Origin of the sequence: Helicobacter pylori (assembly GCF_006439795.1) — a bacterium.
Lineage (GTDB): Bacteria > Campylobacterota > Campylobacteria > Campylobacterales > Helicobacteraceae > Helicobacter > Helicobacter pylori_CR.
The window spans coordinates 147,301-160,545 of record NZ_VEYL01000001.1 but is presented as its reverse complement, the minus strand read 5'-3'; the positions used below and the strand labels follow the sequence as shown (position 1 = coordinate 160,545).

Here is a 13,245-nt window from a genome sequence, read left to right as displayed (position 1 = left end):
AAGGATTCAACCAAGAAAAACGAAGTTTCTCTTGATCAAACAGCGAATCAAACCATTAAAGCTTAATGGAATTTTCTTTGAGATACTCTGCAACGCCTTGGTGAGTTGCTTTCATCCCTTTATCGCCTTTTCTCCAACCTGCTGGGCATACTTCACCATGTTCTTCAAAGTGTAAGAGAGCGTCTACCATGCGAAGCATTTCATCGGCATTCCTACCTAATGGCAAGTCATTGATCACTGCATGTCTTACTTTCATGTTTTTGTCAATCAAAAAAGCTCCTCTCAAAGCGATCGCTTCTTCAAACAGCACATCATAGTCTCTAGAAATGCTCTTAGTAATATCAGCCACCATAGGGAAAGTTACTTGACCAATACCGCCTTTTTCTACAGGGGTGTTTTTCCATGCAAAATGCACTTGTTCGCTGTCAATAGACACGCCAATCACATTAAAGCCTTTTTCTTGGAAGTCTTTCACTCTTTTGTCAAACGCAATGATTTCTGTAGGGCATACAAAAGTAAAATCTTTTGGCCAAAAGAAAAGAATCGCACCGTTCTTACCTAAATTTTTGGAAAGCTCAAAGTGTTCATCAACCTCATTGTTTCCTAAAACGGCAGGCGCTTTAAAATCGGGGGCAAGTTTTGTAACTAACATATACAACTCCTTAAGTGTTTTAAAATTTTGTTGAATCAAAATTAAACCTAAAAAAATAGATTTAATTTTATTATGCTTTCCACTCAATCAGCGGAAACATGGTGGAGTATATTCTTAAAAAGTTAATGAAAAGATATTTCCTTTTAAATTTTAAGATTTTATGAAAAAAAGTTTCATTTTTACTGCTTGTATTTCCTTAATGGTGTTATAATCGCTTCATAAATCATACGAAAGGAATTGTCATGCTAATCGCTCGCTTTAAAAAAGCTTTAATCTCTTATTCTTTAGGGGTGCTTCTTGTTTCATCGTTATTAGGCGTGGCTAACGCTTCTAATCAAGAGATCAAAGTCAAGGATTATTTTGGGGAGCAAACCATAAAGCTTCCTGTTTCTAAAATAATCTACTTGGGTAGCTTTGCAGAAGTGCCTGCCATGTTCAATACTTGGGATAGGGTCGTAGGCATTTCGGATTACGCTTTTAAATCTGATATTGTTAAAGCCACTCTCAAAGATCTTAAACGCATTAAATCCATGAGCAGTGATCATGTGGCGGCGTTGAATGTGGAATTATTAAAAAAGCTTAGCCCTGATCTTGTGGTAACCTTTGTGGGTAACCCTAAAGCGGTAGAGCATGCGAAAAAATTTGGTATATCATTCCTTTCTTTTCAAGAAAAAACCATTGCAGAGGTCATGGAAGATATTGACGCTCAAGCTAAAGCCTTAGAAGTTGATGCTTCTAAAAAATTGGCCAAAATGCAAGAAACTTTGGACTTTATCAAAGAGCGTTTGAAGGGCGTTAAAAAGAAAAAGGGAGTGGAGCTTTTCCATAAAGCCAATAAGATTAGCGGCCATCAAGCCCTTGATTCAGATATTTTAGAAAAAGGGGGCATAGATAATTTTGGCTTGAAATACATTAAGTTTGGGCGTGCTGACATTAGCGTGGAAAAAATCGTTAAAGAAAACCCTGAGATTATCTTTATTTGGTGGATAAGCCCGCTTAGCCCTGAAGACGTGTTAAACAACCCCAAGTTTGCTACTATTAAGGCCATTAAAAACAAGCAAGTCTATAAACTCCCCACAATGGATATTGGCGGGCCTAGAGCCCCACTCATTAGTCTTTTTATTGCCTTAAAAGCCCACCCTGAAGCGTTTAAAGGCGTGGATATTAATGCGATAGTCAAAGACTATTATAAGGTGGTTTTTGATTTGAATGACGCAGAAGTTGAACCATTCTTATGGCATTGATTTCTAAAAAGGGCTAAGCTTTTTAGCCTTTCGTGTATCGCGCTAGGCTTAGAACAAGCCTTGTAATTAAAATTTTCTTCCATATTTTTATCTTATTAAGATTTTATGAAAAATAGTTTCATTTTTACTGCTTGTATTTCCTTAATGGTGTTATAATCGATTCATAAATCATACAAAAAGGATCGTTATGTTAGTTACTCGCTTTAAAAAAGCTTTCATTTCTTATTCTTTAGGCGTGCTTGTCGCTTCATTATTATTGAATGTGTGCAACGCTTCAGCGCAAGAAGTCAAAGTCAAGGATTATTTTGGGGAGCAAACGATAAAGCTTCCTGTTTCCAAAATAGCCTATATAGGGAGTTATGTAGAAGTGCCTGCCATGCTTAATGTTTGGAATAGGGTCGTGGGCGTTTCGGATTACGCTTTTAAAGATGACATTGTCAAAACCACTCTCAAAGGCGAAGATCTTAAACGAGTCAAACACATGAGCACCGATCATACAGCCGCATTGAATGTGGAGCTTTTAAAAAAACTTAGCCCTGATCTTGTGGTAACCTTTGTGGGCAACCCTAAAGCGGTAGAGCATGCGAAAAAATTTGGTATATCATTCCTTTCTTTTCAAGAGACAACGATTGCAGAGGCCATGCAAGCCATGCAAGCTCAAGCCACGGTCTTAGAAATTGACGCTTCTAAAAAATTCGCCAAAATGCAAGAAACTTTGGACTTTATTGCCGAGCGTTTGAAAAATGTTAAAAAGAAAAAAGGGGTGGAGCTTTTCCATAAAGCTAATAAAATTAGTGGCCATCAGGCCATTAGCTCAGACATTTTAGAAAAAGGGGGTATAGACAATTTTGGCTTGAAATACGTTAAGTTTGGGCGCGCTGACATTAGCGTGGAAAAAATCGTTAAAGAAAACCCTGAAATCATTTTCATTTGGTGGGTAAGCCCACTCACGCCTGAAGACGTGTTAAACAACCCTAAATTTTCCACTATCAAAGCCATCAAAAACAAGCAAGTCTATAAACTCCCCACAATGGATATTGGCGGCCCTAGAGCCCCGCTCATTAGCTTGTATATCGCTTTAAAAGCCCACCCTGAAGTCTTTAAAGGCGTGGATATTAATGCGATAGTCAAAGATTATTATAAAGTGGTTTTTGATTTGAATGACGCAGAAGTTGAACCATTCTTGTGGCACTGATTTTAAAAAAAGGGCTGATATTTTTAGCCTTTCGTGTATCGCGCTAGGCTTAGAACAAGCCCTATAGCGATACAATTCGCTAAAAGCGAACTCCCTCCATAGCTCAAAAACGGCACCGCTAGGCCTTTAACCGGAAGAATCCCGCCCACCCCAAAGGCGTTGATCACCAAAGAAAAACTAATAAGCAGCACCACGCCCACGCAAAATAGCGAATATTTTGGCTCTTTCAAGCGGTTAGCGATCCTAAAAATTAAAACAATCAAAACAGAAAACAAAATAAAACAAACGCATAGCCCCAAAAACCCCCATTCTTCGGCGATCCCAGCTAAAACCATGTCCGTATGCACTTCGCTCAAAAACCCAAGCTTGATTTGCCCTAGCCCAAGCCCTTGCCCCAACAGCCCCCCATTATGCATGGCATTGCCTGCATGAAAGACCTGATAGGATTCGGGCAAGTCGCTTATTCTAAGAGCGTTCGCTAATCTATCCGGCAAGAGCGTGAAAAGCGAGTTTTGCAAATTAGACCACCACAATTTCAGGCGCAAAATCCTATGAGCGCTTGTAACAATCGCTAAAACGCTGATCGCAAACGCCCCTGAAACAATCAAGCTAAACAAATGCGCGCTCCCCCCAGAAAAAACCAACAACACCGCTAAAACCGCCCCCAAAAGAACGATCTGTCCCAAATCGTTTTGCAAAACCCCCACCCCAATCGCCAATGCCACAAACACCACCGAATAAGGCACAAAAGTGATGAGTTCTTCTTTCACATTAGCCTTTTCTTGTGCCACAAAGGTGCGAGACAAACTCCACGCAAGAAAAAAGGTAAAGCCAACCTTTAAAAACTCCAAAGGCGCTAGAGAGAAAAACCCCAAACGAATCCATCGCTTCGCCCCCCCTGCGCTACTAGAAAGGCTTTCTGGCAAAAAAAACATGCCAATAATGAGTAATGACGGGATAAAAAGAAGAAAAAACCCCAAACGGCTAAACCACTTGCTAGGATCAACCCTAGACAACCCCCACATGATAACAATCCCTATGATCGCACTCACAAGCTGGCGTATGAAAAAATGGAATTCCCCATAATGATACAGCACCACTGTGGTGTAAGTTGAGAGCGAATAACTCATCAATACCCCCAAAAAAATCAATAGCGAAGCACAAAAAAACAGGTTTCTGTCTGTAGTCATTAGGATTTCCTTATTTTTGGTTTTTGAATAGGCGTTCTCTTAAGGTATTTTAGGGGTATTTTACACTATAATGGCTCTGAATTGGCTTATCGCTCAAGCTTAAGCATGTTTTGAAATGGATCGCATTCTTTAATGAGGAAATGAGCTATTTTTGGAATGTTTTTTGCATGCTTTAATTTTGCAAGGGTTTAAAAAAGGGGTTTTGATGGATTTTTCTAAAGCGTTTGGATTGGTTTATAAAGCACTAGATTATAGGGCTTTAAGGCAAGATATGATCGCTTCTAACATCGCTAATGTGGATACACCCTTTTACAGGCCAAAGGATTTGGATTTTGAAAGCGTTTTGGCGAAGAAAAAAGCGGAAATTTTTGAAAACCAATCCAGTAAAGTTTTGCCTTTAGCCCACACTAATCCTAGGCATTTAGACTTTGAAAATAGCGCTAAAGATGGGGCAAGCCTTTTTTTTAGAGATGGGCATTTGGCTAAAAATGATGGCAACAGCGTGGATTTAGACATAGAAACGAGTGAAATGGGCAAGAACTCTACCATGTATTTAGCCTTGAGTTCAGCCTTAAAAAAGTATCGAGGCGTGATCAATTACGCCATTGATTCCAGTAAGAATTTATAGTTAAGGGAAAGCATGTTTTTATCTTCTTTTGATATTAGCAGTTATGGTTTGTCCGCCCAACGCTTAAGGGCTAATTTGATTTCTTCTAATATCGCTAACGCTAACACCACGCGCACGAGCGAAGGAGGCCCTTACAGGAGGCAAGAAGCGGTGTTTAGGGCTTTTGATTTCAACGAGATTTTAAACCAAAAAATCGCCCAAAACAATCAAATTACCCCCTATGAAGACCCTTTAGATGAAGGCGATGATAACCCCTTAATCCCCATTACAAGCGTGGTGGTGGATAAGATTGTGCGCGATGATAGCGAGCCGTTAATGAAATACGATCCCAGCCACCCTGACGCTAACGCTCAAGGCTATGTAGCTTACCCCAATGTGAATGCGGTGGTTGAAATGGCGGACTTAGTGGAAGCGACTAGAGCCTATCAGGCCAATGTTGCAGCCTTTCAAAGCGCTAAAAACATGGCGCAAAATGCGATTGGCATGTTACAAATGTGAATGATTTGTAACAATTTATGGTAGTATAAGGAAATTTAGGTAGTATTAGCCAAAGATCAGTAGAATACAAAATGAATAAGATATTTAATAGAGTTAAATTTTTAAAAAAGAGCTTAAGGAGGTTCTATGCAAGCCATACACAATGATAAAAGCTTATTGAGTCCTTTCTCTGAGCTTAACACAGACAATAGGACTAAAAGAGAAGAATCAGGCAGCACCTTTAAAGAACAAAAAGGTGGGGAGTTTTCTAAACTCTTGAAACAATCTATCAATGAGCTTAACAACACTCAAGAGCAATCTGATAAAGCCTTAGCGGATATGGCGACAGGGCAAATCAAAGACTTGCACCAAGCGGCTATCGCCATAGGGAAGGCTGAAACGAGCATGAAACTCATGCTTGAAGTGCGTAACAAAGCGATCAGTGCTTATAAAGAGCTTTTGAGAACGCAGATCTAATCTCTTAAGTGGCGTCTCTTTAAATGATCGCTTGGTCTTTTTTAAAGAGAGGGTTTGTTTTTGTTGCACCCCATTTTAATAGATTTTACCATCAAAAATTCATGCTCTCATGCGTTGTGAAAATCCAACGCTACGCCATTTTCAAGTAAGCGTTCATGGATAATAAAAACATCGATCCCAACTTCAATCTAGAGCAATTCTTAGAAACCCAAAAATACAAGGGCATGGTTACGGCCTTAATCTTTTTATTGCTTTTTTTTATTTTTTTAATGGTGGCTTTTAAAAAAGCTTTTTTTGCCCAAGCCAACATGCCCACTCTAGTGATGAGCAAACAAGACACTGCGACTAGGGGGACTATCTATAGTCAAGACAACTACAGCCTAGCCGCTTCGCAAACCCTTTTCAAACTGGGCTTTGATACAAGGTTTTTAAACCCGGATAAAGAAGATTTTTTCATTGATTTCCTTTCTATCTATAGCAATATCCCTAAAGAGTCCCTAAAAGACGCCATCAATACGAAAGGCTATATTATTCTAGCCTATGATCTCACGCCCAATATGGCTGCTAATATTAGGGACTTGAATAAGAAATTTTTAGCCTTTGGGGTTTTTCAAAATTTCAAAGACGCGCACGATAAAGTGTGGCAAAAGCAAGGGCTAAACATTGAAGTGAGCGGCGTTTCCAGGCATTACCCTTATCAAAATAGCCTAGAGCCCATCATTGGCTATGTGCAAAAACAAGAAGAAGACAAACTCACTTTAACTACCGGTAAAAAAGGCGTTGAAAAATCTCAAGATCACTTGTTTAAAGCCCAACAAAATGGCATAAGAACAGGCAAAAGAGATGTGAGTTTTAATTTCATTCAAAACCACTCTTACACAGAGGTTGAACGCCTTGATGGCTATGAGGTGTATTTGAGCATTCCCTTAAAACTCCAAAGAGAAATTGAAACCCTATTGGATAAAACTAAAGACAAACTCAGGGCTAAAGAAATCCTAGTGGGTGTCATTAACCCTAAAAGCGGGGAAATCTTATCGCTGGCTTCAAGCAAGCGCTTCAACCCTAACGCCATTAAAACCAGCGATTATGAAAGCTTGAATTTGAGCGTTGCCGAAAAGGTTTTTGAGCCAGGCAGCACGATTAAACCCATTGTTTATTCCCTGCTGTTAGACAAAAATTTGATCAACCCCAAAGAACGCATTGATTTAAACCATGGCTATTACCAATTAGGAAAATACACCATTAAAGACGACTTTATCCCTAGTAAAAAAGCCGTTGTGGAAGACATTTTGATCCAATCTAGCAATGTGGGCATGATAAAAATCAGTAAAAACTTAAATCCAGAGGATTTCTATAACGGGCTTTTAGGCTATGGATTTTCTCAAAAAACCGGCATTGACTTATCCTTAGAAGCCACAGGGAAGATCCCTCCTTTGTCCGCTTTCAAGCGTGAAGTGTTAAAGGGCAGCGTCTCTTATGGCTATGGGTTGAACGCGACTTTTTTGCAGCTTTTAAGGGCTTATGCGGTGTTTTCTAATGAAGGCAAATTGACTACCCCCTATTTAGTGCAACGAGAAACCGCCCCTAATGGCGATATTTACATCCCTAGCCCCAAACCCACCTTTCAAGTCATTAGCCCCAAAAGCGCTAGGAAAATGAAAGAAACCTTAATCAAAGTGGTGCGTTATGGCACAGGTAAAAACGCTCAATTTGAAGGGCTATACATAGGGGGCAAAACCGGCACGGCTAGGGTTGCTAAAAACGGGAGTTATAGCACGGAATCCTACAACAGCTCTTTTTTTGGGTTCGCTGAAGATGAAAGGCAGGTTTTTACTATCGGCGTGGTTATCTTAGGCTCGCATGGCAAGGAAGAATATTACGCTAGCAAGATTGCAGCCCCCATTTTTAAAGAAATCACCGAAATTTTAGTGCGTTACAATTATCTATCGCCCTCTATTGCGATTCAAAACGCTTTGGAAAAAAACCGCTTTAAAATAAAATAAAAGGCTCTTTTTAACCCAAACCCCAAAAAGGAGTCTTAAGTTGCCGGCTCTGTGGCATTAAGGCCAAATTTAGAGAACAGATTAGAAAAATCTGTTTAAGCTAGGTTGATCCCAATTAAATAAAATGAGACTTGCATGATCCCTAGAAAGATAATCAAAACTAACCCTTAAATCAAAAAGAATGCGGATTAGCTTGCTATTATAATTTAAACGCAAGGTTTGCAATAGGTGAGTATTCAAAATTTAATCAAAATAATGTAAAAATAGAGCAACTATACCGATGTCTAGTGGCATAATTCAAGCTAACTAAAAGGCGAAATTCAAATGATTAAAAGCATAGAGATTGAAAATTACAAAAATTTCAAACACCTTAAAATGGAAAATTTTAAATAAAGAAAGTTAAAAAATTAAAAGAAAACAACCTTTAAAAGTTGTTTTCTAAAATCTCACTTCATTTGCAAAGCCACTTCTTCAGCGAAATTCTCTGCCTTTTTCTCAATGCCTTCGCCCAATTCAAAACGAACATACTCAGTGATTTTTAAATCATCATCCCACTCTTTGGAACAATCAGCGATGACTTGAGCGATAGTTTTTTTATCGTCCATGACATAGAATTGCCCTAAAAGGGTCAGGCGTTGATCAATAAGGGTGTTATCAGCGATGAACCTTTCCATTTTTCCAGGAACGATTTTATCCCAGATTTTTTCAGGCTTGCCCTGCTCTTTTAGTTCGTCTTCAAAAGCTTTTTTTTGATGGGCTAAAACTTCATCGCTCAATTCAATGCGGCTCCCAAAAGTGGGGATGTTTTTCAAAGGTTTGCCCAAGCGTTTAGCCTCTTCATTGTCTTTTTCAATTTCAGCGATCAAGGCTAATGTTTCTTTTTTGACAAAATCAAGGCTAAAGTCTTTGCAATCTAACACTTGAGGCTTCATCGCTGCGGCATGCATAGCGATGTTTCGGGCCAGTTCAACCACTTTTGGAGCGTTTTTCTCATTATCGTATTTTATACCGATTAACACGCCCACTCTAGCGTTAGAATGCGCATAACCATTGATGATATGAGAGCTAGGGGCTTTTAAATGAGCGATTTTTCTCACTAAAATGTTTTCACCGATCACAGCGATTTGAGAGTGCAAATATTCTTCAAAAGGTTTGTTGTCTAACGGGCTTTTAAGCAGTTCTTCTGGGGTATGAATGTTATGGGCTTTGATCGTTTCTAAAGTTTTTTTAACCAATTCCTTAAAGCCCTCATTTTTAGCCACAAAATCCGTTTCGCTATTGATTTCCACCATCATTGTGCTTTTAAAATCAGGCGCGACTTCTAAAGCGACTACGCCCTCAGCAGCGATCCTATCGGCTTTTTTAGCGGCTTTACTCAAGCCTTTTTCGCGCAAGAAATCAATGGCCTTTTGCAAATCCCCAGCCACTTCCACAAGGGCTTTTTTGCAATCCATCATGCCCGCATCGGTTAAGTCCCTTAATTTTTTGACTAATTGAGCGCTAATTTCTGACATTATTCGGCTCCTTGAGTGATTTCTTTTTGGATTTCAGCGAGCATTTCTTCTTTTTCTTCATTGCTCACGAACTCTATTTCTTCGCTATTTTCATCCGCATGGACAATTTCTTCTTGCATGAGTTCTCGCCCCTCTAAAATCGCTTCGCTCATTTCTTTACAGAACAATCTAATAGAGCGGATCGCATCGTCATTTCCAGGAATGGGGTAATCCACTAAATCAGGGTCGCAGTTAGTGTCTAAGGGGGCCACGATAGGGATATGGAGTTTCCTCGCTTCAGCGACAGCGATTTTTTCTTTAGCCACATCAATCACAAAAATCATATCAGGGATTTTCTTCATGTGGCGCACCCCACCAAGATACTTATCCAGCTTTTCTTTTTTCCTTAAAATCATGAGCTTTTCTTTTTTAGTCAATAGATCAATTTGACCGCTATTTTCCATTTCTTCAATGATTTCTAATTTCCTCACTGATTTTCTAATGGTGCTAAAATTAGTCAGCATGCCACCAAGCCAACGGTAATTGACATAAGGGACTTGAATGCTTTCAGCAAATTCTTTCAAAGTCTCATTGGCTTGTTTTTTAGTGCCTACAAACATGATGCTCTTGCCTTGAGCGCTCGCATCGCGTACGATATTATAAGTGTATCTAAAATAGCGCAAGGTTTTTTGCAAATCAATAATATGGATATTTTTCCTAACGCCAAAAATGAATTTTTTGGTTTTAGGGTTCCAACGCCTTGTTTGGTGTCCAAAATGCACACCGCATTCTAATAAATCTTTCATGGTTACCATGAGAATATTCTCCTTAAAGTTATTTTGGTTCTCTTCCTCCATGCTCATTTGATTCTTAAATTTCTTAAGAACACCTAAATACTAAGGATTAGCATGTGTGAATTTGACGCTGTCTTTGCCTTGTTCCTATTAAAATGATAGAAAAACGACAAAACCCTATGATTATAGCAAAAGATTAAGGTTTTTTAGCTTAAGTAAAAAAGGCTTTTAGGTTATAATAAAGACAAAACAGAAATTTAGGGTAGCTATAATGGATACAAAAAGACAATGCATGGCTTTAAAGGCTTCAGCAGGGAGCGGGAAGACTTTCGCCTTGAGCGTGCGGTTTTTAGCCCTATTGTTTAAGGGGGCTAATCCTAGCGAGATTTTAACGCTCACTTTCACTAAAAAAGCCACCGCCGAAATGAAAGAGCGCATTTTAGACTATTTAAAAATTTTGCAAAAAGAAAACCTTGAGAGTGAAAAAGAAAAATCCCAAAATATCCTGAAAGAATTAGAAGAAAAATACCATTTAGACCCTAGTTTAGTGCGAAATAGCGCTCAAAAAATCTACCAACGCTTTTTAAACGCTGAAATCAGAATCAGCACCATTGATGCGTTTTTCCAAAGCATTTTAAGGAAATTTTGTTGGTTTGTGGGGTTGAGCGCGAATTTTGAAGTCAATGAAGACACCAAAGCGCACCAACGACAGCTTAATGAGGGTTTTTTGAGCGCTTTAAATAACGAACAGCTTGAGGAATTGAGCGTTTTTATCACTCAATGCTTAAGCCATGAGAGTTACACGAGCGATTCTATTTTAGAACGGCTGCGTTTTTTAAAAAACAAGCTCTATTTATTTGATCCTAATAAAAAAGAGCCTGCATTTGATGAAGAGGGTTTTTTAGAAAAATTAAGAAGCTTAAACGAACAAATTCAAAGCATAGAAACAGCGTCAAATGAGGCTAAAAAAGCCATTAAATGCGATAGTTTTAGGGGATTTTTAAACAGCTCTTTAACCTGGCTTGAAAAAAAGAGCGAGTACCGCTATTTTAAAAAACTCAAAAATGAAATCCCCACTTTAGAGAGCGAATGCGAAGAGATTGAAAACGATTTAAAACGCTATTATGAAGCCAAAGAAACCGCAATATTTAAAAAATTCCCTAAATTCATCCAGCTTTATGATAACGCCACTTCTAAAATCCAAGCCCTAGATTTTGATGCGATTAAAGATAAGGTTCATGTCTTATTGAATGGTTATGAAGAAATGCCGGCGGAGTTTTTTTATTTCAGATTGGACAGCAAGATTGCGCACATTTTGATTGATGAATTTCAAGACACGAGCTTGAACGATTATAAGATTTTAGCCCCTTTTATTGATGAGATTAAAGCCGGGATAGGGCAAGCGAAATGGCACAGGAGCGTGTTTTTTGTGGGCGATGTCAAGCAGAGCATTTATGCCTTTAGGGGGAGTTTTAGCTCTTTGTTTGAAAGCGTTTCTAAGGATTTTTACCACGATAATTTGGAATTCAACCACCGCAGTGCGCCTTTAATCATTAATTATGTGAACACCATTTTTAAAAAAGCTTATCAAAATTCCCCCACCGCTTATTTGGAGCAAAAATACCCTAAAACTTCTCAAAATAAACATGTTACAGGTGGCTATGTTAAAGTCTCTTTAGTGGCTGATGAAAGAGAATTGTTGTTAGAACAAATCTTACAAGAAGCTCAAAACCTTTTAGATCATCGTATTGATCCTAAAAACATTACCATTTTATGCGCCACTAATAAGGACGCTTTAGAAATCAAAAATTATTTGCAAGAGCGTTTGAGCGAAATTCACCCAAGCACGGAATCTAGCGCGAGATTGTCTCAATTTGTAGAGTCTAAAATCATTAAGAACGCTTTAGAATACGCTCTAGCGGAAGAACCTTACAAGCCCTTTTATAAGCACAGCGTTTTAAAACTCGCTGGATACTTGCATGATGATGTGATCGCTTTACCTGGTTTTAACCCCAAAAAAGAGAGTGTGGCAGGCTTTGTGTGGAAAATTATGGAATTGTTTGAGCTTTATACAGAGTGCGCGCAAATCTGCTTGGAGTTGGCAGTTGGGTGCGAAGATGCGAATGAATTTTTAGAAAAATTAGAGGCTAAAGAGATCGCTTCTTCCCATTCAAAAGGCACGCAGATCATGACCATTCACAAATCTAAAGGCATGCAATTCCCTTATGCGATCGTGTGCGAACGCTTGGGCAAGCCTAATTCAAGCCATTCCAATCAATTTCTTGAAGAATATAGCGGCACAGAGCTTACGCGCCTTTATTACAGAATGAAAAATCGTGAGGTGGTGGATAAAGATTACGCTAGGGTTTTAGATAAAGAAGAAGCGACCAAAAATCATGAAGAAACCAATGTGTATTATGTCGCATTCACTAGGGCTGAGTTAGGGCTGATTGTCGTGGCTAAAGACAAAAAAGGAATGCACGAAAAATTGGATCTTGCACCTTTAGAAGAGGGAGAAATTACGCCGGTTATTTCTCCACAAAAAGAGCCTTTAATTACAAGCGCTCTCATCAAGCCCCATGCCTATGGCGAGCAAGTCCAAGAGATAGAAGAAGAGCCTAGCGATTATGAAAAGAATAACGACCAGGAAGCGATCCATTTTGGTATCGCCTTGCACAAGGGATTAGAATACCAATACGCTTATAACATTCCTAAAAAAAGCGTTTTAGAGTATTTAAACTACCATCATGGTTTTTATGGTTTGGATTACCAAGCGTTAGAAGAAAGTTTAGAGCTTTTTGAAAACGATGCCAAGATACAAGCTCTTTTTAAAAATTTGGCTTTAAGGGGTGAAGTGGCTTTTTTATTTGAAGGGGTTGTGTCTAGGATTGATGTTTTATTGTGGGATAAGGGGCAAAATTTGTATGTTTTAGATTATAAAAGCTCTCAAAACTACCAACAAAGCCATAAGGCACAAGTTTCTCATTACGCTGCGTTTTTGCAAACTCAAGCCCCCCATTTTAAGATACAAGCGGGCATTATTTACGCTCATAAAAGACTGCTTGAAAAATTATGGGTTTGAAATTAAAAAT

At 38.8% G+C, this 13,245-nt stretch carries 12 protein-coding genes and 1 pseudogene; 9 read left to right on the top strand and 4 right to left on the bottom strand.

Annotated features, from left to right (window positions below; translation table 11 throughout):
• Window positions 1–55 precede the first annotated feature (55 nt).
• Complete coding sequence (locus FIM66_RS00720) at window positions 56–652, bottom strand: peroxiredoxin (RefSeq protein WP_000961643.1); 597 nt, start codon at window positions 650–652, stop codon at window positions 56–58.
• 242 nt (window positions 653–894) lie between these two features.
• On the opposite strand from FIM66_RS00720, the gene FIM66_RS00715 reads away from it, so the two are divergent.
• Both FIM66_RS00715 and FIM66_RS00710 read left to right on the top strand, forming a co-directional pair.
• Entirely contained in the window at window positions 895–1,896 is a 1,002-nt protein-coding gene (locus tag FIM66_RS00715; protein ID WP_140489607.1) for an ABC transporter substrate-binding protein, read from the top strand.
• A 187-nt stretch (window positions 1,897–2,083) separates the two neighbouring features.
• On the top strand, window positions 2,084–3,091 hold the full coding sequence (locus FIM66_RS00710) for an ABC transporter substrate-binding protein (RefSeq protein WP_140474905.1): 1,008 nt from the start codon (window positions 2,084–2,086) through the stop codon (window positions 3,089–3,091).
• Between the two features lie 23 nt (window positions 3,092–3,114).
• Here the strand turns inward: FIM66_RS00710 and FIM66_RS00705 are convergent, their stop codons facing one another.
• Entirely contained in the window at window positions 3,115–4,281 is a 1,167-nt protein-coding gene (locus tag FIM66_RS00705; RefSeq protein ID WP_140547790.1) for an FtsW/RodA/SpoVE family cell cycle protein, read from the bottom strand.
• A gap of 205 nt (window positions 4,282–4,486) precedes the next feature.
• Between FIM66_RS00705 and flgB the strand changes: the two genes are divergently transcribed.
• From flgB to FIM66_RS08390, 6 genes and pseudogenes are all read left to right on the top strand, one after another.
• On the top strand, window positions 4,487–4,909 hold the full coding sequence (gene flgB, locus FIM66_RS00700) for a flagellar basal body rod protein FlgB (RefSeq protein ID WP_000347766.1): 423 nt from the start codon (window positions 4,487–4,489) through the stop codon (window positions 4,907–4,909).
• 12 nt (window positions 4,910–4,921) lie between these two features.
• Window positions 4,922–5,407, top strand: a complete 486-nt coding sequence (gene flgC, locus FIM66_RS00695; protein ID WP_140547791.1) for a flagellar basal body rod protein FlgC — start codon at window positions 4,922–4,924, stop codon at window positions 5,405–5,407.
• Window positions 5,408–5,533: 126 nt separating this feature from the next.
• Window positions 5,534–5,863: a flagellar hook-basal body complex protein FliE gene (gene fliE, locus FIM66_RS00690; protein WP_001147918.1), complete on the top strand. Its 330-nt coding sequence runs from the start codon at window positions 5,534–5,536 to the stop codon at window positions 5,861–5,863.
• A 23-nt stretch (window positions 5,864–5,886) separates the two neighbouring features.
• Window positions 5,887–6,012, top strand: coding sequence for a transcriptional regulator (locus FIM66_RS00685; protein WP_080317549.1), 126 nt, complete (start codon window positions 5,887–5,889; stop codon window positions 6,010–6,012).
• 6 nt (window positions 6,013–6,018) lie between these two features.
• Window positions 6,019–7,866 (top strand): peptidoglycan D,D-transpeptidase FtsI family protein, encoded by a 1,848-nt coding sequence (locus tag FIM66_RS00680; RefSeq protein ID WP_140599791.1) that lies wholly within the window; start codon window positions 6,019–6,021, stop codon window positions 7,864–7,866.
• A gap of 324 nt (window positions 7,867–8,190) precedes the next feature.
• Window positions 8,191–8,256, top strand: a pseudogene (locus tag FIM66_RS08390) (AAA family ATPase); the annotation flags it as partial.
• 56 nt (window positions 8,257–8,312) lie between these two features.
• On the opposite strand, the gene tsf reads toward FIM66_RS08390, so the two are convergent.
• Both tsf and rpsB read right to left on the bottom strand, forming a co-directional pair.
• The gene (gene tsf, locus FIM66_RS00675) at window positions 8,313–9,380 is read right to left on the bottom strand and encodes a translation elongation factor Ts (RefSeq protein ID WP_140599790.1); all 1,068 of its coding nucleotides are present in this window, start codon (window positions 9,378–9,380) and stop codon (window positions 8,313–8,315) included.
• Window positions 9,380–10,174 carry a 30S ribosomal protein S2 gene (gene rpsB / locus FIM66_RS00670; protein WP_000258276.1) on the bottom strand — a complete coding sequence of 265 codons (795 nt, stop codon included), beginning with the start codon at window positions 10,172–10,174 and terminating at the stop codon, window positions 9,380–9,382. Before rpsB ends, tsf begins: the two co-directional genes overlap by 1 nt.
• Window positions 10,175–10,424: 250 nt before the next feature.
• Between rpsB and FIM66_RS00665 the strand changes: the two genes are divergently transcribed.
• Window positions 10,425–13,235: a RecB-like helicase gene (locus FIM66_RS00665; RefSeq protein ID WP_140599789.1), complete on the top strand. Its 2,811-nt coding sequence runs from the start codon at window positions 10,425–10,427 to the stop codon at window positions 13,233–13,235.
• Window positions 13,236–13,245 lie beyond the last annotated feature (10 nt).